Source organism: Stutzerimonas azotifigens DSM 17556, from assembly GCF_000425625.1.
GTDB lineage: Bacteria > Pseudomonadota > Gammaproteobacteria > Pseudomonadales > Pseudomonadaceae > Stutzerimonas > Stutzerimonas azotifigens.
Genome location: NZ_AUDU01000017.1, coordinates 31,775 through 52,957 on the forward strand (window position 1 = coordinate 31,775; position 21,183 = coordinate 52,957).

22 protein-coding genes are annotated in these 21,183 nt (G+C 64.1%); 14 read left to right on the forward strand and 8 right to left on the reverse strand.

Features of this window, described 5'->3' with window-relative positions:
• Positions 1-115: 115 nt before the first annotated feature.
• Both H610_RS0101015 and H610_RS0101020 read right to left on the reverse strand, forming a co-directional pair.
• Positions 116-559 (reverse strand): hypothetical protein, encoded by a 444-nt coding sequence (locus H610_RS0101015; RefSeq protein ID WP_028237991.1) that lies wholly within the window; start codon positions 557-559, stop codon positions 116-118.
• Between the two features lie 296 nt (positions 560-855).
• Positions 856-1,146 (reverse strand): putative quinol monooxygenase, encoded by a 291-nt coding sequence (locus tag H610_RS0101020; protein WP_028237992.1) that lies wholly within the window; start codon positions 1,144-1,146, stop codon positions 856-858.
• 151 nt (positions 1,147-1,297) lie between these two features.
• Here H610_RS0101020 and H610_RS0101025 point away from each other — a divergent pair, with 151 nt between their 5' ends.
• The 5 genes from H610_RS0101025 to tal all read left to right on the forward strand — a co-directional run bounded on the left by H610_RS0101025 (position 1,298) and on the right by tal (position 6,417).
• Positions 1,298-1,885 (forward strand): NAD(P)H-dependent oxidoreductase, encoded by a 588-nt coding sequence (locus H610_RS0101025; protein WP_028237993.1) that lies wholly within the window; start codon positions 1,298-1,300, stop codon positions 1,883-1,885.
• A gap of 171 nt (positions 1,886-2,056) precedes the next feature.
• Positions 2,057-2,500, forward strand: a complete 444-nt coding sequence (locus H610_RS0101030; RefSeq protein WP_028237994.1) for a DUF2846 domain-containing protein — start codon at positions 2,057-2,059, stop codon at positions 2,498-2,500.
• 581 nt (positions 2,501-3,081) lie between these two features.
• Positions 3,082-4,155, forward strand: a complete 1,074-nt coding sequence (locus H610_RS23000) for a hypothetical protein (RefSeq protein ID WP_051231412.1) — start codon at positions 3,082-3,084, stop codon at positions 4,153-4,155.
• 200 nt (positions 4,156-4,355) lie between these two features.
• Positions 4,356-5,363, forward strand: coding sequence for a tRNA dihydrouridine(20/20a) synthase DusA (dusA, locus tag H610_RS0101040; protein WP_084166336.1), 1,008 nt, complete (start codon positions 4,356-4,358; stop codon positions 5,361-5,363).
• A 127-nt stretch (positions 5,364-5,490) separates the two neighbouring features.
• Positions 5,491-6,417 carry a transaldolase gene (gene tal, locus H610_RS0101045; RefSeq protein ID WP_028237996.1) on the forward strand — a complete coding sequence of 309 codons (927 nt, stop codon included), beginning with the start codon at positions 5,491-5,493 and terminating at the stop codon, positions 6,415-6,417.
• A gap of 80 nt (positions 6,418-6,497) precedes the next feature.
• On the opposite strand, the gene rssC is transcribed toward tal, so the two are convergent.
• Positions 6,498-6,980 (reverse strand): anti-sigma factor antagonist RssC, encoded by a 483-nt coding sequence (rssC, locus tag H610_RS0101050; RefSeq protein WP_028237997.1) that lies wholly within the window; start codon positions 6,978-6,980, stop codon positions 6,498-6,500.
• Positions 6,977-8,161, reverse strand: a complete 1,185-nt coding sequence (rssB, locus tag H610_RS0101055; RefSeq protein ID WP_028237998.1) for a two-component system response regulator RssB — start codon at positions 8,159-8,161, stop codon at positions 6,977-6,979. The genes rssC and rssB overlap by 4 nt, the downstream gene beginning before the upstream one ends.
• Positions 8,162-8,359: 198 nt before the next feature.
• On the opposite strand from rssB, the gene H610_RS0101060 reads away from it, so the two are divergent.
• Entirely contained in the window at positions 8,360-8,659 is a 300-nt protein-coding gene (locus tag H610_RS0101060; RefSeq protein ID WP_028237999.1) for a PilZ domain-containing protein, read from the forward strand.
• Between the two features lie 36 nt (positions 8,660-8,695).
• Here the strand turns inward: H610_RS0101060 and H610_RS0101065 are convergent, their stop codons facing one another.
• Positions 8,696-9,397: an MlaA family lipoprotein gene (locus tag H610_RS0101065; RefSeq protein ID WP_028238000.1), complete on the reverse strand. Its 702-nt coding sequence runs from the start codon at positions 9,395-9,397 to the stop codon at positions 8,696-8,698.
• Positions 9,398-9,644: 247 nt separating this feature from the next.
• Between H610_RS0101065 and H610_RS0101070 the strand changes: the two genes are divergently transcribed.
• Complete coding sequence (locus H610_RS0101070; protein WP_028238001.1) at positions 9,645-9,908, forward strand: DUF4404 family protein; 264 nt, start codon at positions 9,645-9,647, stop codon at positions 9,906-9,908.
• A 21-nt stretch (positions 9,909-9,929) separates the two neighbouring features.
• Here H610_RS0101070 and queF read toward each other — a convergent pair whose 3' ends face one another.
• From queF to H610_RS0101085, 3 genes are all read right to left on the reverse strand, one after another.
• A complete protein-coding gene (gene queF, locus H610_RS0101075) occupies positions 9,930-10,760 on the reverse strand; it encodes an NADPH-dependent 7-cyano-7-deazaguanine reductase QueF (protein ID WP_028238002.1) in 831 nt (276 codons plus the stop codon).
• 531 nt (positions 10,761-11,291) lie between these two features.
• On the reverse strand, positions 11,292-12,071 hold the full coding sequence (locus H610_RS0101080; RefSeq protein ID WP_028238003.1) for an ABC transporter permease: 780 nt from the start codon (positions 12,069-12,071) through the stop codon (positions 11,292-11,294).
• Entirely contained in the window at positions 12,068-13,000 is a 933-nt protein-coding gene (locus H610_RS0101085; RefSeq protein ID WP_028238004.1) for an ABC transporter ATP-binding protein, read from the reverse strand. The genes H610_RS0101080 and H610_RS0101085 overlap by 4 nt, the downstream gene beginning before the upstream one ends.
• 179 nt (positions 13,001-13,179) lie before the next feature.
• Between H610_RS0101085 and H610_RS0101090 the strand changes: the two genes are divergently transcribed.
• From H610_RS0101090 to H610_RS0101120, 7 genes are all read left to right on the forward strand, one after another.
• Entirely contained in the window at positions 13,180-15,627 is a 2,448-nt protein-coding gene (locus tag H610_RS0101090) for an acyl-CoA dehydrogenase (protein ID WP_028238005.1), read from the forward strand.
• A 58-nt stretch (positions 15,628-15,685) separates the two neighbouring features.
• Positions 15,686-16,093, forward strand: coding sequence for a PA2817 family protein (locus tag H610_RS0101095; RefSeq protein WP_028238006.1), 408 nt, complete (start codon positions 15,686-15,688; stop codon positions 16,091-16,093).
• A gap of 683 nt (positions 16,094-16,776) precedes the next feature.
• Positions 16,777-17,676, forward strand: a complete 900-nt coding sequence (locus tag H610_RS23005) for a LysR family transcriptional regulator (RefSeq protein WP_036997746.1) — start codon at positions 16,777-16,779, stop codon at positions 17,674-17,676.
• Between the two features lie 473 nt (positions 17,677-18,149).
• Positions 18,150-18,362: an AlpA family transcriptional regulator gene (locus H610_RS24635; RefSeq protein ID WP_003289333.1), complete on the forward strand. Its 213-nt coding sequence runs from the start codon at positions 18,150-18,152 to the stop codon at positions 18,360-18,362.
• A gap of 30 nt (positions 18,363-18,392) precedes the next feature.
• Positions 18,393-19,256, forward strand: a complete 864-nt coding sequence (locus H610_RS0101115) for a ParA family protein (RefSeq protein WP_003289334.1) — start codon at positions 18,393-18,395, stop codon at positions 19,254-19,256.
• Entirely contained in the window at positions 19,240-19,476 is a 237-nt protein-coding gene (locus H610_RS25880) for a type II toxin-antitoxin system HicA family toxin (RefSeq protein WP_084166337.1), read from the forward strand. The genes H610_RS0101115 and H610_RS25880 overlap by 17 nt, the downstream gene beginning before the upstream one ends.
• Positions 19,469-21,178, forward strand: a complete 1,710-nt coding sequence (locus H610_RS0101120) for a ParB family protein (RefSeq protein WP_003289336.1) — start codon at positions 19,469-19,471, stop codon at positions 21,176-21,178. Before H610_RS25880 ends, H610_RS0101120 begins: the two co-directional genes overlap by 8 nt.
• The last annotated feature ends 5 nt before the right edge of the window (positions 21,179-21,183 follow it).

Below are 21,183 nucleotides of genomic sequence, written 5' to 3' on the forward strand. Positions count from 1 at the left end.
GTCATCCACCCTACCTCTCGCCCGAGGTCGGGCCCACTGTGGGAGGCGCGCCCTCGCGGCGACCGTCGATGCAGGCAGGCAAAGAAAAACCCGCACGAGGCGGGTTTCTCCAGGCTCACCGCTGGCCGGCGAAATACGCCCGTGCCCGCTCGGCCTCGGCGGCCGTGGGCTTGTAGCTGAGCCAGGGATCCTGCTCGTTCTTCTTGTAGCGGACAACGCCCTGCGCCACGTCGAACTCGTAGTACGGGAACACTTCGCGCAGGTTGTAGAACAGCGCCGGCGCGAAGAACAGGATGTCCGCCGCCAGGTAGCCGCCGTTGAACTTCAGCGGAACGATGCCGTACATCGGCTCCATGCCCGGTTGGGTCGCCTCGAAGCGGTACTGGCCGAAGCTGGTGGCCTTGTAGGTCTTGTTCACCGGAGCGCTGAGCATCAGGGGCGCGTCCTGGTTGATCTTCACCGCGAGGTCGGGCTCGGTGGAACGAAGGGTGGTGGTTGCGGTGCAGCCGCTCGCCAGAACGAGAGCGGCAACGAGGGTTGGCAGGCCTTTGGCTTTCATAGTCATCCATCGATCAAATGAGGGACGGCCCTTGGCCCCGGTATGACCGGAGCCATCGCCATCCTTGGCGGCCCGAACGGGTCGGACATGAGGCTTCGCTGGCGCGAAGCGGGCGCACTGTAGCGAGGGCGGCCGCTGATGGCAATGTGGCGTCACGCTTCTGCCGCCTGCACGCGAAAAGCTCGCCCCGAGGGCGGGCCTCCCACAGAAACCCGCCAGCCTCGTATTCAGTCCGTGGGAGGCGCGCCCTCGCGGCGACAGGTGCCGATACCGCCCCCGGCGAGCAATAACCGCGGCTAGGCGCCCAGCATCTCCACCTCGCGAATCTCGAAGTCGCGGCGCAGGTAGTCCATTCGCCGTTCGTGGAAGGCGCGCATGTGCGGCAATGCGCTGTGCACGGCCAGGTGCTCCTTCGATTGCCAGACCTCGAAGAAGATGAACAGGGTCGGATCGTCCTTGTCACGCAGCATGTGGTACTGGATGCAGCCGTGCTCGGCGCGGCTCGGTTCGACGTAGGGACGCAGCAGCCGCTCGAACGCTTCGGCCTGCTCGGGGCGGGTGTGGGCTTGAAGGATGAAGGCGTACATGGTGGACTCCGGCGATGAATTTGCCTTTACACTATCGCAACACAATCGCTTCCATTCCTGCCTTTGAGTCAAAGATCATTTGACGAGCGAAGGGCTGTTTCGCCCGCACGACCTCGGTAAGCTGCCGCCCTCGATCGACCCGAGGTATCCCATGAAGAAAATCCTGCTCCTCAACGGCGGCAAGCAATTCGCCCACTCCAACGGCCGCTACAACGCGACCCTGCACGAAACCGCGGTGGCTTTCCTCGACCGCGCGGGCTTCGACGTCAAGACCACCGAGATCGATGCCGGCTACGACATCGCCGAGGAAGTCGAGAAGTTCCTCTGGGCCGACGCGGTGATCTACCAGATGCCTGGCTGGTGGATGGGCGCGCCCTGGACCGTGAAGAAGTATATCGACGAGGTCTTCACCGCCGGCCATGGCAGCCTCTACGCCAACGACGGTCGCACCCGCTCGGACGCCTCGCAGAAATACGGCAGCGGCGGCCTGCTGCATGGCAAGCGCTACATGCTGTCGCTGACCTGGAACGCCCCACAGCAGGCCTTCGACGACCCCACCGACTTCTTCGAAGCCAAGGGCGTGGACGCGGTTTACTTCCCCTTCCACAAGGCGCACCAGTTCCTCGCCATGAGCGGACTGCCGACCTTCCTCTGCACCGACGTGATGAAGCAGCCGGACATCGAGCGCGACATCGCCCGCTACCAGCAGCACCTGGCCGAGGTGTTCCAGGCCGGCTGATGGCGGGCCCCGGCCGCACGGATGCGGCCGCACGGTGACCGCCCCCGCGCGCCGTCTGTGACGGCGCCATGATTTTCGAGATGCCGGCTTGCTTTCCCGATGGCTGCGGATAAGGTGCGCGTGACGGCGCAATGATGTCGCCATGACCCATCACTCAGGAAAGAGTCAGTCATGTTCAAGAAAGCAATGCTGCGCGCCGCGCTCCTCAGTTTCGTCCTGCTGCCCGGTTGCGCATCCGTACCGATGGAATCCAGCGACAAGGACCAGGCCTACAAGGCCTTCCCGGCGCCGCCGCAGGACCAGGCCGGGCTGTACATCTTCCGCGACTCATCCCTTGGCGCCTCGCTGAAGAAGACGGTCAAGCTCGATGACGAGGTGCTTGGCGAAACGGCCAGCAAGACCTACTTCTACCGGCTCGTCACACCCGGCCCACATGTGCTCGCGACCGAATCCGAATTCGGCGACAACACCCTCGACCTGAACGCCGAGGCCGGCAGGAACCACTATGTCCGCCAGGCCATCAAGATGGGCGTGTTCGTTGGTGGTGCCAAGTTGCAGGAGGTCCCCGAAGAACAGGGCCAGAAAGGCGTAATGGCCTCCAGGCTGGCGCGCTGAGCGCGCCAGTACCGTTCCCCCGGGAGAAACGCCACTCATAGCCACTCATATAAGAGCGCGGCGTTTCCCGCGCTCGAGCGAACCCGTGCCCCCCGTAGGAGCGAGATTGCTCGCGAACATGGCTCGCACGGCAATATCGGCTCACGCCAGGCCCTCCCCTTATCCGGCCCTGCAGGCCAGCCCCTCGTCGGGAAAGGGAAAAGCCTGGCACCGCTTGTGGAATGCCGTGCGCGCAGACCATCGGTTCGTGGGCTTTAGCCCACCAAGGGGACGACCTCTGCCTGGGCTGAAGCCCACGACGAGCCATGCCGGGACGACAGACCGCACGGTAATCGCCGAGCACCTGTCAATCCTGTCTGAAAGCCGCCCTTATCCGGCCTTCATCCGGCGGGAAAAGGGAAAAGCCCGGCGCAACCCGTGTGCCGGTCTTGAGCGCGAACAAGACCGGCACACGGCCGACGCCCGGGGTTAATCACCGCAGCGGCCCGGGCCCCGTTAAATTGCATCCATCGGTCGATGGCGGATTGGCGGAACGCGGATGAGACTGGAGGCTCCCCACAATACCTGCGGGCGTCCACGCCATGTTCAAGCACAGCCTCCTCGCCGCGTCGACTTCCCTGCTTGCCCTGCATCATGCCTACGCCCAGAACACTGCCGTGCAGGTTCAGGAAGGCACCGACAACGAAGCATCGGCACTACAGATCTGGGGCACCGGCAATCAGGCGACCCAGACCCAGTCCGGATCACGCAACCAATCGGACGTGACGCAAGTAGGCGCCAACCTCACCGCCACCACGCAGCAGACGAGCGTCGATAACTGGACATTCGTCTACCAGGAAGGGATGAACAGTACCTCCGTCGTCTCGCAACTCGGCGCGTTCAATGTCGCGACCCTCTACCAGGACAGCGACGGCTACGGCCACACGGCCATCGTCAGCCAGGAAGGTAACGGCCACCGCGCCGGGCTGCAGCAATACGACGGCGAGGGGTCCTGGGCGACGGTGTATCAACATGGCGCCAGGCATGGGCTAATCGTTTCGCAGACCTCAGACAACAACACCGTCCAGAGCTCGCAGGCCGGCTACGACAACCGCGGCCTCGTCGTGCAGTGGGGCCATGCCACCGCCCGCGTGCAACAGAGCGGCATTGCCAACGACCTGCGGCTCGTCCAGTCGGGCGACGCCTTGAGCTCGGCGGAAATCACCCAGAGCGGCCAGGCCAACGTCGCCGACGTCGACCAAGTGGGCAGCCCCATGGGCAACAGCGTGCGCCTGAGCCAGCGGGGCACCGCCAACGACGCGCTGATCCACGAACATGCCCTCGGCGCCTGGATCGACTACACCCAGGACGGCACCGGCAACGAACTGGTCGCCGACCAGGGTTCGGCGGAGGGCGCGCTGACCGGTTCCTCGATCGGCGACTACAACCGGGTAGTGGTCGAGCAACTCGGCGAGAACGCCTACCTGAACATCCAGCAGGACGGAGCGAACAACCTCCTCACCGCCACCCAGACCGGCTTCCAGCAGACCGCCACGGTGTCGCAGATCGGTTCGGGCAACGAGGCGCTGCTGATCCAGCAACTGCCCACCGCCGGCGCCGTGGCGAGCATCACCCAGAACGGCGCGGGCAACTACACCGCCGTGATCCAGCAGTAGCCGCAGGCCGCTGCCCCCCCCCCCCCCCCCCCATCGACGTTCCGTCGCGTGCCGGTGCCTGCGCAGCCGCCGTCGATCGGTTTCTTGATAGACTGGCGCTCCCTTGCGCCGGCCGACCGCGTGCTCCATTCGTACGGCCGCCGCGCGTCGATCGCCCCGCGCTTCCCGGCGCCTGTACGGCGTAACACCAGACGGCAACGATGTCAGAAATCACCGCACCCCCTGTAACCGCACGCCTCGCGCCGTCCCGACGCTTTTCCGTGGCGCCGATGATGGATTGGACCGACCGCCACTGCCGCTTCTTCCTGCGCCAGCTGTCCAGCCACGCCCTGCTCTACACCGAGATGGTCACCACCGGCGCACTGCTGCACGGCGATGCCGCGCGCTTCCTGCGCCACGACGAAGCCGAGCATCCGCTCGCCCTGCAGTTGGGCGGCAGCGTGCCGGCCGACCTCGCCGCCTGTGCCCGGCTGGCCGAGCAGGCCGGCTACGACGAGGTGAACCTGAACGTCGGCTGCCCCAGCGACCGGGTACAGAACAACCTGATCGGCGCCTGCCTGATGGGCCATCCCGCGCTGGTGGCCGATTGCGTGAAGGCGATGCGCGACGCCGTGGCGATCGAGGTAACGGTCAAGCACCGGATCGGCATCAACGGCCGCGACGGCTATGCCGAACTGTGCGACTTCGTCGGCCAGGTCGCTGAGGCCGGCTGCCGCAGCTTCACCGTGCACGCGCGCATCGCCATTCTCGAGGGCCTGTCGCCGAAGGAGAATCGCGAGATCCCACCCCTGCGCTACGACGTGGTCGCGGCGCTCAAGCGTGATTTCCCGCAGCTGGAAATCGTGCTCAACGGCGGCATCAAGACGCTCGACGAATGCCTGGCGCATCTGCAGCAGTTCGACGGCGTGATGCTCGGCCGCGAGGCGTACCACAATCCCTACCTGCTCGCCGAGGTGGACCAGCGCCTGTTCGGCAGCACGCGGCCACCGATCGGCCGTGCCGAAGCCCTCGCGCGCATGCGTCCGTACATCGAACGTCATCTGGCCGAAGGCGGTTCGATGCATCATGTCACGCGCCACGTGCTCGGCCTGGCGCAGGGCTTTCCCGGTGCGCGGCGTTTCCGCCAGCTGCTGTCGGTGGACATCCACAAGACACCCGACCCGCTGGGGCTGTTCGACCAGGCCGTCGGGCTGCTGGAGGGCCGCTGACGCGATCCGTCGCACCCTCGGAACGCGCGAGGCGTTATTCGATCCAAGCCGTGTCGCCGGCACACCGATGTACCGACCTGACGCACCGACGACCCGGTCATGCCAACTCAGAGGATAGAGCGCTCCCATGACTTCCAAGCTGGAACAACTCAAGCAGTTCACCACCGTCGTCGCCGACAGCGGCGATCTGGACGCCATCGCCCGCCTCAAGCCGGTGGACGCCACCACCAACCCCTCGCTGCTGCTCAAGGCCGCCGCCCTGCCCCGCTATGACGAGCACCTGGACGCCGCGCTGGCCGGCGGCAAGGGCGACATGGGCATGACCTGCGACCGTTTCGCCGTCGCCGTGGGCCGCGAGGTGCTCAAGCTCATCCCCGGCCGCGTCTCCACCGAGGTGGACGCCCGCCTGTCATTCGACACCCAGGCCACGCTGGAGCGCGCCGAGCGTCTGATCGGGCTCTACGAGCAGGCGGGTATCGGGCGCGACCGCGTGCTGATCAAGATCGCCTCCACCTGGGAAGGCATCCGCGCGGCCGAGCAGCTGGAGAAGGCCGGCATCCAGACCAACCTCACCCTGCTGTTCTCCTTCGCCCAGGCGGTGGCCTGCGCCGATGCCGGCGTGTTCCTCATCTCGCCCTTCGTCGGGCGCATCTACGACTGGTACAAGAAGAGCGAAGGCCGCGACTACACCGGCGCGGAAGACCCGGGCGTGCAGTCGGTCACGCGCATCTACGACTACTACAAGGCACACGGATACGAGACCGTGGTGATGGGCGCGAGCTTCCGCAACGTCGGCCAAATCGAGGCGCTCGCCGGCTGCGACCGGCTGACCATCAGCCCCGAACTGCTCGGCCAGCTGGAGACCGAACAGGGCGCGCTGGAGCGCCGGCTCGCGCCAGGGCGCGGTTCCGAAGCCCGTATCCGGCTCGACGAGAGCGCCTTTCGCTGGGCGCACAACGAGGACGCCATGGCCACCGAGAAGCTGGCCGAAGGCATCCGCCAGTTCGCCCGCGACCAGGAAAAGCTCGAAGCCCTGCTGCGCGCTCGCGGCTGACGCACACGCACGCCCTGGCCGGCGCACAGGCGCGGGCCAGGGCTGCTAGGAATCGAACAGGAAAAAGGAAAGCGCCGGGATCAGGTGCGTTCGAGCGCGGAAACCAGGTCGTGGAAGGCTTCGCGATTGGATTCGTTGAGGCTCATGAGGATCCGGTGCGCCTCGAGCACCTTGGCCTTGACCACTTCCTCGGACTGGTCCTGCGATGGCAGGTCCGAGAGGCATTCCGGACAGGGCAACGGCTGGTCGACGATATTGAACACCTGGTCGAAGCCCATCGACGACAGCAGCCGGGTGATGTCCGGGTGCGTCGTGACCACCGTCGGCAGCAGGCCGACCTTCTGTCTGGACAGGATCGAGAGCTTGGCCAGCAGGCCCAGCGTGGTGCTGTCGATGCTGCGCGACTCGGTCAGATCGATGACGATCGAAGAGAAATTGAGCGCCGAGAAGATTTGCTCGATGGTCGCATCCAGGGCCGAGCAGAGCGTCAGGCGGATTTCGCCGACGAATTTGAGGACGAAGGTGCCGTCCAGCTCGGCGAACTGGATTTTTCCAGTACTCATGCAAGGTTCCTGCTCAACACCAGCAAGGCGATATCATCCGGCATCTCCGCCAGCTCGGCCAATCCCAGAACCTGCCGCAGCCCATCCAGCGAGCCTGCAGCCTGCTCGACCAGACCCGGCAACGCAGCCTCCTTGTCTTTGAGTGTGGCGCCGGGCAAAAGGTCCAGAACGCCATCGGAAAGAAGCGTCAGGCTGAAGGACTCGGGCAGCTCCAGCTCGTAGTCCTGGTATTCCGCTTCCTGGAACAGCCCCACGGGCAGGCCCCGCCCCTGCAGGTATTCGGCCTTGCCGTCACGGTAAAGCACCGGCAGCGGCAGGTGCCCGCCGATGCAGTAGTGCAGCCGGTTGTGCTCCTGGTCGATCACGCCGCCGAGCATGGTCACGTGCTTGCCCAGCCGGCAGTTGAGCAGCCCGCGGTTGATGTGGCCCAGCACCTCGGACGGCTTGAACTCACGCAGCACGCCATGCCGGCGCGACTCGTAGAGCAGGCGCGTGGTCATGAACTTCAGCAGGACGGTGACGAAGGCGGACGAGGCGCCATGCCCCGAGACGTCGGCGAGGTAGAAGACGATGCGTCGCTCGTCGACCCTGAAGTAGTCGACGAAATCGCCGGACAGGTACAGCGACGGGATGATCTGGTGCGCGAAATGGAAATCGTCGGTCACCCAGGCCGCCGCCGGCAGCATGTTCATCTGCACCTGGCGGCCGGCGTTCTGGTCTTCCTGCAGCAGGTTGAGGCTCGCCTGCAGGTCGCGGTTGGCTTCCTCGAGCTGCTCGCGGTAGCGGCGGTTCTCCAGCCGCAGCCGCGACCGGTCCAGCGCGCGGCGCACCGAGTGCTCGAGCATCGCCAGGTCTTCCAGCGGCTTGATCAGGTAGTCCGCCGCACCCAGCCGCAGCGCCTCGACCGCGTCGTTCATCACGCCGGCGCCGGACACCACGATGACCGGCAGGTCGGCCTGCCGCTCGCTGACCAGACGGATCAGCTCGAGCCCGTCCATCTGCGGCATGCGCAGGTCGCAGATCACCAGGTCGGGGTGCTCGCGATCGAACAGCTCGAGACCTTCGGGACCGCTTGCCGCCTGAAGTACGCGGAAGCCACTGTCATCGAGATAGGCGGCCAGACTGGCACGAACCTCATCGTCATCGTCAATGATCAGCAGCGTGGCGCTTGGGTTGTGCATGTACCTACCGGGCAGTGCGCCAGGACGATTGAAAAGCCCGCATGCACCCTGGGGCGCGGCGAGTTCGTTCACGGCGCAGACGGTACTCCCATACGTTCGGCGTTTCAAGCGTGCGCCAGATCACTGCAGAAACCTTTACAGCCGGAATTGGCGAACGCTATAACGCCCCGAATCGACACCGGGAAGTCAGGAGTGAGCATGAGCCAGCGCGATCGCGACTACGACGAGAAGCGGGATTTCATTCGCATGCGGATGGACGCCGGCGTGATCCTCCTGCTGGACGAGCAGCGCATCGAGGGCGTCTGCCTGGACCTGTCCAGCACCGGCATGCAGGTCGAAGCGACCTCGAGCCTGCGCATGGGCGACCGGGTCCGGGTCCAGATCCCGTCCACGCACCCGTCCCTCAGAGGCCTCGACGCCGACGCCGAGGTGGTTCGCGTCAGCGCACTGGACCAGGGCCGGCAACGTCTCGGCCTGGCGATCCTGGAAATGCGCTGAAACATGCGCCCGGGCCGTGAGGTCCGGGCAGCGCGGTCAGAAGTCGTCCTCGACCTCGCCATCCTTGACGCGGAATTCGCGGTTCTGCAGGTAGGCGTTGCGCACGAAGACATAGCGATCGCCGCTGATCATCTTTTCCGCCGAGAGCAGTTCGGCGCGGGTATCGACCACATCCACGCCACGCATCAGGTTGCGCGCCGACACGTCGTCCATGTAGGGGTACGGCTGCAGATAGGCGTCCGGCACGCGGCCGAAGGCGTCGCGCACGCTGCTCGGCCCCAGCAGCGGCAGCACCACGTAGGGCCCGCTGCCCAACCCCCAGGCCCCGAGGGTCTGGCCGAAGTCCTCGTCGTTGCGGTAGAGCCCCATGTGGGTGGCCACGTCGAAGAAGCCGAGCAGCCCGAAGGTGGTGTTGAAGAGAATGCGGCTGGCGTCGATGCCGGCGTCGCGCATCTTGCCCTGCAGCAGGTCATTGGTCATCACGACCACGTCGCCCAGGTTGTTGAATACGTTGCCGATGCCGTCCTCGATGAAGGTCGGCGTGACCTTCTGATACCCCTGCGCCAGCGGCTTGAGGGTGTAGGTGTCGACCGTGTCGTTGAAACGGAAGACCGCCCGGTTGAAGCCCTCCCAGGGATCGTCCTCGGCGGCCTGCAGCGGGACCGGGCCCAGCATCGCCAGCACCGCCAGCAGCCCCGCCTTCAGCCAACCCTTGTCCTCAGCTCCGATCACTCGCATCGCAGACTCCCTTGTTCGTCATGTGTGGCGCCTGCCAGCGAGGCGCAGAGTGTGTCCAGTCATCCCGGCAGGCGCCGGAAGAGCGGCAATTCTAATGCAGCGCAGCCCGGCCCGGGTGGCGAAATCCGTGCCTGGCCGGCAACGTTCGGATACAGCCCGGCCGGCACGGCACCTGCCGCTGGTTTAACCTTGGGGGACCTTCGGTGGCCCGAAGCTGTCCATCATCCTGACGATGAGAGGTAGGATCATGCCCGCACCCGAACTCCAGACCCAGCTCGAACAGCTACGCAACCAACTGAGCGAAGGCACGCCGCTGACCGACGAAGAGCGCGCGTCCCTGCTGGCCATTGCCCGGGACATCGAGGCCCGGCTGGAGCGCGACGGCGCCGAGCCGGACGACTCGCTGGTCGACGGGGTCAACCTGGCGGTCGAGCGCTTCGAGGTCAGCCATCCCGGCATGGCCATGACCTTGCGCAACATCATGCAGAGCCTGGCCAGCATGGGCATCTAGGTCACCCGACCGGTTCGCGTGTCACTGCCGGACCAGCCGCAGGTTGGCCGGCCTCAGCGCCTCGGTGCTGCGATACGGATTGATGTCCAGGCCACCGCGCCGCACGTAGCGCGCATACACCGTCAGCCGCTCCGGCTGCAGCAGCCGGTGCAGGTCGAGGAAGATGCGCTCGACGCACTGCTCGTGGAAATCGGCATGCTGGCGGAAGCTCACCACATAGGCGAGCAGGCTCTCCGGCTGCAGCGCCGGGCCACGGTAGTCGACCACCAGGCTGCCCCAGTCCGGCTGACCGGTGACCGGGCAGTTGGATTTGAGCAGGTGGCTGTGCAGGCAGACTTCGGCCGGCTCGCTCGTGGCGATGCGCAGCAGCTCGGCGCGCGGCGCATCGTAATGCTCGATGGCGACATCCAGCGCGTCCACGCACAGCCCCGGCAGACGACCGATGCCCTCCCCCGCTACCTCATCGAGGCCGCGCACGCGAGCCGTCACCGGCCGGCCGGCCACCGCGGACAGGTCCCTGCGCAATACCGCCTCCACCGCCCCAACGCCTTCGAATACGCTCTGGTTCAGCGAGTTGAGATAAAGCTTGAACGACTTGGATTCGATGATATTCGGCGAGTCGGCCGGGATGCCGAACTCGGCCACCGCCACCACCGGCCTGCCCGACGGCAGCAGCCAGGACAACTCGTAGCAGTTCCACAGGTCCACCCCCTGGTAGGGCAGCGTCTCGGCGGTCAGCCCGAACTCGGCCCATTTGCCCGCGCGCGGGATCGGAAACAGCAGCTCCGGGCTGTAGGTGGCGACGTAGGCAGTCGATTTTCCCAGCGGGGATGACTCGGCAGGATGGTGCATGGCGCTGTCCAGGGCGGAAAAACGGGGCAGTTTAAAGGAAGGTGCGGCGCGCGCCACCACCGGTTGGCGGAGATGCCCCCAATGCGCGAACCCCCAGTTGCCGTGGGAAGCCCGACCCCGGGGCGAGCTTCTGGGAATCTGTGCAGGCCGCCCAGTCGCCGCGGGGGCGCGCCTCCCACAGATTTATGCCGAACGCCGCCCCGGTCGCAGGCAGAGCCTGCTCCTACCTACGGACGAGCACCGAAGCCACGGGCAGCGCGATGCTTTTCCCTTCTCCCTCCGGGAGAAGGTGGCCCGCAGGGCCGGATGAGGGAGCATCGCCCCGGCCCTCGTTGGTGGGCTGAAGCCCACCCTAGCCAGCAAGCAGTGACGCCTCACACAGGTGAATCAGCGCCGTGCCGCCTCTGGTCGCAGGCAGAGCCTGCTCCTACGGACGAGCACCGAAGTCACAGGCAGTGCGATGCGTTCCCTTCTCCCCCGGGAGAAGGTGGCCCGCAGGGCCGGATGAGGGAAAGCCCCCAGCCTCCCGCGCTACTGCCGCATCCCGCGGCCGCTCACCAGCAGCCGGATACAGGCGAAGTAGAGCACCGCCACCGCCACCAGCATGAAGCTGATGGCCACGCCGATGCGGATGTCGGACACCCCGAGGATGCCGTAACGGAAAGCGTTGACCATGTGCAGGATCGGGTTGGCCAGCGACACGCTCTGCCAGAACGGCGGCAACAGGTTGATCGAGTAGAACACCCCGCCCAGGTAGGTCAGTGGTGTCAGCACGAAGGTCGGCACGATCGAGATGTCGTCGAAGTTGCGCGCGAACACCGCATTGATGAAGCCGCCCAGCGAAAAGATGGTCGCCGTCAGCAACATCACCAGCACGGTCACGCCGAGGTGGTGGATCTGCAGGTCGGTGAAGAACATCGACAGCAGCGTGACGATCAGTGCCACCGCCAGGCCACGGGCGATGCCGCCGAGCACGAAGCCGCTGAGGATCACGTGGGGCGACACCGGCGAGACCAGCAGCTCCTCGATCGAGCGGTGGAACTTGGTGCCGAAGAAGCTGGAGACCACGTTGGCGTAGGCGTTGGTGATCACCGACATCATGATCAGGCCAGGCACGATGTAGGCCATGTAGCTGAAGCCGCCCATGTCGCCGATGCGCGCGCCGATCAGCCGGCCGAAGATGACGAAGTACAGCACCATGGTGATAGCCGGCGGCAGCAGGGTCTGCGGCCAGATGCGCATGAAGCGGCGGATCTCGCGATGGACGATGGTGGCCAGGGCGACCAGGTTGGGACGCAGCTCCGCGCTCATTTGGCCCCCTTGGGCAGGTTGTTTTCCACCAGCGACACGAACAGCTCCTCCAGCCGGTTGGTCTTGTTGCGCAGGCTCAGCACCTCGATGCCCTGGGCGGCGAGCAGGCGGAACAGCTCGGTGACGCCCTGGCTCTTCTCCACCTGCACCTCGAGCGTATGGTGGTCCACCAGCTTCGCCGGGTAGGCGCCGAGCTCCGGCGGGACCAGTTGCGACTCCTTGAGGTCGAGCAGGAAGGTCTCCACGTGCAGTTGCTTGAGCAACTCGCGCATGCTGGTGTTCTTGACGATCCGCCCCTGGTCGATGATGCCGATGTTGCGGCATAGCTGTTCGGCTTCCTCCAGGTAATGGGTGGTCAGGATGATGGTGATCCCCTCTTTATTGAGTTCGGTGAGGAAGGACCACATGGATCGCCGCAGTTCGATGTCCACGCCAGCGGTGGGCTCGTCGAGGATCAGCAGCCGCGGATGGTGGATCAGCGCGCGGGCGATCATCAGCCGGCGCTTCATGCCGCCCGACAACATCCGCGACGGTACGTCGCGCTTGTCCCACAGCCCGAGCTGCTTGAGGTACTGCTCGGCGCGCGCCTTGGCGATGCGCGCCGGAATTCCGTAGTAGCCGGCCTGGGTGACGAGGATGTCGAAGGCCTTTTCGAACTGGTTGAAGTTGAATTCCTGCGGCACCACGCCCAGGCAGCGCTTGAGCCCGGACGGGTCGCGGTCCAGGTCGTGCCCGAACACCTGCACCGTGCCCCCGGTCTTGTTGACCAGCGTGGAGAGGATGCCGATGGTGGTGGACTTGCCGGCCCCGTTAGGGCCAAGCAGGGCGAAGAAGTCACCTTCGGCGACGTCCAGGTCGATGCCCTTAAGGGCCTGAAAGCCATTGCCGTAGGTCTTGGTCAGTTGCCGGATGGACAGGGCAGAACTCATTCGGATGCGCGCTTGTGTGCCGGAAGAGACTGCTAGATAGGGGCAGTTGCAACAAATTGCAACCTCGCCCGCCCGCGCCCGCGGCCGAACTCGTGCAGCCTGGGGGCGGTCACTGACAAAGACAGCAAACGGCTCGGCTTTCAGCCGGGCCTGCCGCTCACCGAGTCTGGGAGGACGCCATGGTCTGGCTCTGGTTGCTCGTACTGCTGGTGGGGATCACCGGCCTCGCCCACTGGCGCCTGTCGCCGATACCGGCGCTGGTGATCGTCGGGCTCTACCTGGTGGCGATGTCGGCCTCGGAGGACGCGCCCGCCTGGTTGATGCTAATTCTCTGGCTGCTGTGGGCGATCGTCGCCGTGCCGTTGCTGTTCACCGACCTGCGCCGCAAGTACATCACCGCGCCGGTGCTCGACTGGTTCAGGGAGGTGCTGCCGCCGATTTCCGCCACCGAGCGCGACGCGATCGAGGCCGGCACCGTCTGGTGGGACGGCGAGCTGTTCAGCGGTCGCCCGGACTGGAACCGCCTGCTCGGCTACCCGCCGGCCCGGCTGACCGACGAGGAACAGGCGTTTCTCGACGGACCTACCGAAACCCTCTGCGCCATGGTCAGCGACTGGGATATCGCCCAGCGCATGGACCTGCCGCCGCAGGCCTGGGCCTATATAAAGGAACAGGGCTTCTTCGCCCTCATCATCCCCAAGGAATACGGTGGCAAGGGCTTCTCCGCCCTCGCCCACTCCCAGGTGGTGATGAAGCTGGCAACCCGCAGCAACGACTTGGCCAGCACGGTGATGGTGCCCAACTCGCTGGGCCCGGCCGAACTGCTGCTGCGCTACGGCACGCCGTCTCAGCGCGACCACTACCTGCCGCGCCTGGCTGACGGCCGCGACATCCCCTGCTTCGCCCTGACCGGGCCCTACGCCGGCTCCGACGCCGGCGCCATGAACGACACCGGCGTGGTCTGCCGCGGACTCTGGCAAGGCGAGGAAGTGCTCGGCCTGCGGCTGAACTGGGAGAAGCGCTACATCACCCTCGGCCCGATCGCCACGCTGCTCGGGGTCGCCTTCAAGACCTACGACCCCGACCACCTGCTCGGCGAGCAGAGCGAACTGGGCATCAGCCTGGCGCTGATCCCCACCGACACCGAGGGCGTGAGCATAGGCCGTCGGCACGTCCCGCTCGGCGCCGCCTTCATGAACGGCCCGAACTGGGGCAAGGACGTGTTCGTGCCGCTGGAGGCGGTGATCGGCGGCCGCGAGATGATCGGCAAGGGCTGGATGATGCTGATGAACTGCCTGTCGGTCGGCCGCTCGATCTCCCTGCCCGCCACCGGCACCAGCGCGGCCAAGCTGTGCAGCTACGTCAGCGGCCGCTATGCGCGCGTGCGCGAACAGTTCGACGTGCCGCTCGACGCCTTCGAGGGCATCCAGGCCTCGCTCGCCCGCATCGGCGGCAATGCCTGGCTGATGGACAGCGCCCGCATCCTCACCGCCCATGCGGTGGACCTCGGCGAACGGCCTTCGGTGCTCTCGGCCATGGTCAAGTACCACCTCACCGAGCGCGGTCGCGAATGCATCGCCCACGCCATGGACATCCACGGCGGCAAGGGCATCATGCTCGGCCCGAACAACTACCTGGCGCGCGCCTGGCTGTCGGTGCCGATCTCGATCACCGTCGAAGGCGCGAACATCCTCTCGCGCAACCTGATGATCTTCGGCCAGGGCGCGATCCGCTGCCATCCGCTCGTGCTGCGGGAAATGGAGGCGGTGCAGGAGCCGGACCGCGAACAGGCGATCGCCCGCTTCGACCGGCTGCTCATGGAGCACGTCGGCTTCGCGGTGGGCAACCTCGCCAGCACCCTGGTCTACGGCTTCACCTTCGGGCTGTTCGGACGGGGGCCCGGAGACCCGCTGGCGCAGTCCTATTTCCGCGCGCTGGACCGTATCGCCGCGGCCTTCGCCCTGCTCGCCGACCTGTCGATGATGCTGCTCGGCGGCGAACTCAAGCGCCGCGAGCGCCTGTCGGCCCGCCTGGGCGACGTCTTCAGCTACCTGTACCTGGGCTCTGCCGCGCTGAAGCATTACCACGATCTCGGCCACCCCTCCGAACAGCGCCCGCTGCTGCGCTGGGCCATGGAGGAATGCCTGGCCCAGGCCGAGACGGCGATGGTGGGCATCCTCGCCAACTTCCCCAACCGGCTGCTCGGCGGCCTGCTGAACCTGGCGGTCTTCCCATTCGGGCGACGCCACAAGGGGCCTTCCGACCGCCTGGATACGCAGGTGGCGGCCATTCTCGGACGACCGGACGGCGATCCGGCGCTCGAACGGGTACTTTCGGCTGTCTACCGTCCCGAGAGTGGCGACGAACCACTGGCGGCGCTGCGCCGGGCCTTCGAGACCGTAGCGGACAGCCACGAGGCCGAGCGCAAGCTGCGCCGCGCGTTGAAGGCCGGGGCGTTCGCGCCCGGCCCGAACGAGGACCCGATCGAGGCCGCCCTGGCCGCGGCTGTCATCAGCGAGGAAGACGCCGCCCGCCTGCGCGTGGCCCACGCGGCGCGCCGCCAGGTGATCGACGTCGATGACTTCGCCAGGGACGAACTGGAGCCGACCCCGGGACGGGTACGCTGACCTTCACGAACGCGGCGCGTTGCCTATAATCGCGCCCCCAGAACGATACAGGTGTTTCATGGCCAATCCCTACGTTGACCACAACCTCGCCCTGCTGGCCCAGCTGCGCGGCATTCTGCTCGCCATGGGCGAATCCGGGCAGGTTTCCGAAGAAAGCCACGAGCTCTTCCTCGAGCGCTTCGACGACCTGCTCATGCGCCTGCCCGACGTGCCGGAAGAGCGCCACCTCGGCCAGGATCTGATCTGCCAGGTGTTCCACCGCTACCCGCAGATCGCCCATCTGGTTCCGCGGGACCTGCTGTGGTTCTTCGGCGGCGACTGCCTGCACTTCATGCCGGACGACGAGATCGCGCTGTTCCAGGCACTGGAAGAACGACGTCACGAAGCCGAGGAGAACGACGAGCCGTTCGACTGGAACCGGGAGAAGCAGCTGCTGGCCATGCCGGATCAGCAATCGCGGCATTGAGCGCCCTGCCCCCCGGCTGTTGAGGTGCGCGCGGCGCGCCCCATGCGCCCTCGTGAGGCGACGGCCAACGTAGGGGGCGCCTCGACCGGCGCGCGGCACTCGCCTCGACCTACCTGGCGTGAACGCGGGCAAACCGTAGGGTGGGCTTCAGCCCACCACCGCCGCCACCACATTGCTCCTTGCCACCCAACGCCTAAAAAACGCGCACAAACGAAAACGCCGCTCGAATGAGCGGCGTTTCGTGAATTTGGAGCGGGAAACGAGACTAGAGCCTAGCCTTCAACCTTTTGATTTAAAAGGGGTTTCCGCTTCCGCTGTTTGATTAGCGGACACAAGTATGGACTTATCTGGACAGGCAGGCAACCCCCACGCCAATTTTATTCCAAGATAGTTCACAGACAGCTACTGGCTTCCTGCAGCCTGGCACCTTCGCCCGGGCATGATGGGCTACAGGCACAGGTCCGATCCTTTATCCCTCTTCAACCCCATCGCCACTACTCCATTTGGGACGTAGTGCTCAATCCTGACAATGCTACTCCCATCGACGGAGACCCCGTGCGAATTGTCTACGCCTGTTCCTGTCTGGTTCACTATCTGACTTTTAAGAACAAAAACTGACCAATGTCCGATTGTTGCGCTCTGTACCTTTGGACAAACTCACAACACGGTAAGGCAGCTACGGTATGAGAATACGTCACCTGCGCTACTTCCTGGTTGTGGCCGAAGAACTGAGCTTTTCGCGGGCTGCAACCAGAGTCCATATTGAGCCTTCCCCCCTCTCGCGGGCGATCAAAGAACTGGAATCAGAGCTAGGAACCCGCCTGTTCCATCGCATCCAAGGGCGTATTCGCCTGACCTGGGCTGGAGAGGTATTTCAGGAGGAAGCACGCCATGTGCTTATGCGCATGGATGGAGCACGAGCACGAGTACATGCTGCAGCAAGAGGATTTCGTGGTCGGTTGCGTATCGGCTTAGCCGATAACCTTGCACAGCCAAGACTGACCAGGTTATTGGCGTGTTGTCGTGAGGAGGAGCCCCTCACAGAGATAAAGATCGTAGAAATGACTGTCAGCGAAATGGTCAAAGCCCTAGACCACGACCAGATTGATGCTGGTTTCACTGTGCATACTGAGCCCGGTAGTAGGCTCATCAAGGAAGTGGTCTGGACAGATCGTCCTGCTATCGCGATCCCTCGGAACCACCCACTTCTTTCTCTCGATAAAATACCGCTTCGCGAGGTTGCCCGACATCCGTTGATTCTCTGCCATCCTGAACGGTGCTCGGGCGGGCACGATGTCATTCGCAATTGGTTCTGCGCCCCCACATTGCCATCACTTAACGTCGCCGAATACGTTTCAGGTCACGAACCCATGATGATGCTTGTGGCCGCAGGCTACGGTATTGGCGTAGGGCTGTCGTCGCAGGCCACCCTGTACAAGCACTCCGACGTCATCATACGCCCTGTCACCGACGACGTACCCAGCACAGCGACCGTCATTGCCATGCTGGACAAGCCTCCATCGGATGAGCTGGCTAGGTTCATCGCGCGAGCCCTGCAAGTTGGTGCAGCACCAACTATTTGATAAACCTTTCTCAAAATGAGATGTATGGCTCCGTGCCAGCAACCAGAGCCCTACTGTTTTCGTCAGATCCCTGACTGTAAAAGTCAGCTGAGTCCAGACTAAACACCAGCCACAACGCACTACGAGTGCGGCACCGCACCACTCAGCTCTAACCACAACAAAGCTTATTTTGCACATGACACTTTCTGTCACCGGCATGACAAAAAATACTGGGGCTTCCGCTCGTCGGTCTTCCAGAGGTTAGGTGTGCCTTTTACTCTTGATCGCTCCAAAGACTTTACCAATATGGAACGCATACGGGTCAGCTTGACGTTGTATGTCCTCAGATTAGTAGAAATCGGATCAGCGAACGCAGTCGCTCTCCGATGAATCCGGTGGTCAGCAAGATCCGATTCTTTGGTGCACACATGCAGTGTGGCTCATCTACTCGAGTCACGCCTACGAGTGCTACCAAGCATAAAGGAGTGACCACCATGTCCACCGAGCACACCTTCTCAATCGCGGATCGACGCATTCTGCGTCGCGCAGAAGTTGAAGCCAAAACTGGATTCAAACGCGCACATATTTACAATCTGATGAAGGACGGAAAATTTCCCAAGGCCTTACGTCTAGGTATCCGCGCTGTCGGCTGGGATTCAGCTGAAATCGACCAATGGATTACCGAACGTCTCCAAGAGCGCGCTTGACATCGCTCCACTGCCCAAGAGGAGCGAGTCATGCAAGTGATCGCCATCATTTCGACCAAGGGCGGCGTTGGCAAGACGACCGTCGCCGCCAACCTGGGAGGCTTCCTCGCTGACGCAGGCAAGCGCGTGCTCCTGCTCGATCTGGATGGTCAGCCCACGCTGTCGTCCTACTACGAGCTAGCAAGCCGTGCCCCGAACGGCATCTACGAGCTGCTGGCATTCAACGAGAGAACACTGCCGCACCTGGTTTCGCACACCATCATCGAGGGACTTGATGTGGTGCTATCCAATGACGAGCACCAGCAACTGGGAACATTGCTGCTGCACGCAGCGGATGGACGCTTGCGGCTACGCAACCTGCTGTCATTGTTCCAGCCACATTACGACGTGATGCTGATCGACACACAAGGTGCCCGCAGCGTTTTACTTGAGATGGCCATGCTCGCCGCTGACTTCGCCGTGTCACCGATCACTCCGGAAATTCTGGCAGCCCGCGAACTTCGGCGCGGCACGCTCCAACTTGTCGACGCAATCGCCGCTTACCGCTACCTGGGCATCCAACCGCCACCGCTGCATTTGCTGATCAACCGCGTTCCGGCCGTTTCGTCGAGCGCCAGGTTGGTCCAGCAAACGCTGCGCCTCATCTTCCGTGAACATAACGAGATCCAGATTCTGCGTACTGAAGTACCGGCCATCGAGGCATTTTCTCGTGCTGCAACAGCAGGCCAGCCGGTACATCGCATCGAACACCGGCGTCCGTCCGGGCGTCAGGCACCCGCGGCGCTGGAGACCATGCGTACCCTGGCAACCGAACTCTGCCCGCATTGGCAGGAGCAGTTTGCCCAGGTGACCGGCCGGATCGACAGGAGGCGAAGCCATGTCGAGCGTCCATGACCTGTGCCGTGGCCACAATCGGCTGTTAACGCTGATCGAGTTTGCCTTGGAGGATGGCTGGGAGGTCAGTCGCACATCCGGAGGCCACCTGAAATTCGTGAAGACGGGCCTGCCACCGATATTCACCAGCTCGACGGCAAGCGATCTCCGTGCAAGCCAGAATGCCTGGGCACAACTGCGCCGGGCAGAGCGGGGCCTATCGGGAGGTCAAGATGGCTGACGTCACGCCTCAGGAAATGGCCGGCAAGCTGATGGCCGATGCGTTCTCTCGCAGCGGTCCCACTGCACAGGGACTGAGCGATCCCGCCGTGGAAACGCCGATGGTTGTCACGCTAGACGATCTGCGCCCCTACGAGCTTGATCCACGTATTACGCGCAATCCTCTCTACGATGAAATCAAGGCCTCAATCCGGGAGCGGGGTCTGGATGCACCGCCATCGATCACTCGGCGGCCCGGTGCCGATCATTACATCATCCGCAATGGCGGCAACACCCGACTGGCGATTCTGCGCGAGCTCTGGGCGGAGACTAAGGATCAAAGATTTTTCCGTATCCCGAGCCTGTTCCGCCCTTGGCCAGAGCGCGGTGAAATCATTGCGCTGACCGGACACCTGGCCGAAAACGAACTGCATGGTGGACTGACCTTCATCGAGCGAGCGCTGGGTGTCGAAAAAGCGCGTGAGCTGTACGAGCAGGAGATCGGCAAGACGCTCTCTCAGTCGGAACTCGCTCGCCGCCTCACCGCTGACGGCTACCCGATCCCGCAGCCTCACATCAGCCGTATGCAGGACACGGTGCGCTACCTCCTGCCCACCATCCCAAACGTCTTGTACAACGGACTGGGAAGGCACCAAGTCGAAAGGCTGGCGGTACTGCGCAAAGCCGCCGAGTTCACCTGGGAAAAACAGGCAAGCGGCAAGCCATTGGGTGTCGACTTCGAAACGCTGTTCCACGACGTCCTAGCACCGTTCGACACACAGCCCGCAGTCTTTTCGACCAGGCGAGTCCAAGACGAACTGATCGGGCAAATGGCAGAGCTGCTCGAAGCCGACTACAACGCGCTGGAACTGGACATCGACAACACCGAGCACCGTCAGCGTGCAGTAAACACCCCGCCACCTTCAGTCGAAGCTACGCCCGCTATCGCCATCCCCGAAACCGGCGCTGTGCCTCCCCCAAAATCGACTTCGACTCGGCACGATGATGCTGCGGTACATTCACCAAGCACTGCAGCTACGGACACGGCAACACCGCCAACGCCAGTACAGCCGCATGAGCCGCATGAGCCGGATGCTGCCCTGAGTAACCCTGATCGCGAGGACATTACAGACGCGCAACTTCAGGGCCATATCGTTTCACCTGTCGCCAGCACCGAACGTCTGCAAGCGATCCAGCATCTGGTGGCCGAGCAAACCGGCGAACCCATGCCGGGGTTTGCAGAAAATGTATTGCAAGCCATCCCCGTCCAGGCCGGCAGTGGGCTCTTTCCGATCAGCGATGTCTGGTACATCGATCCAGGGCTGGACTCACCGGATCGGCTACGTATCCACATCGCACAATTTGCACGGGAAATCGCAGAGGAAGCCGACCTGACCGACTGCATCGAACCACTCAATGCCGACATCGGCTTCACCTGCAGGGCTTCCACACAGGGCACTAGCGCACTTTCGGTGTTTGAGCGAACGGTATTGGCCCTGCTGCGCGCATTGAGTACCCATTACGACGCAGAGTCATCCGTATTCGATCACGACGACTTCATGCTGGACGATGGTTTGGGATCACTGATGCATGGGACCGACATCAGTGACACAGCAACTCGCTCCCGCCTGAGCGACGACGGCTTGGTCAAGTTCTTCCGCCTGGTCCGGCTGGCACGCCGACTTCGTGACCTGGATACCAATCCCGATGAGACCGGCCACTGACAAGG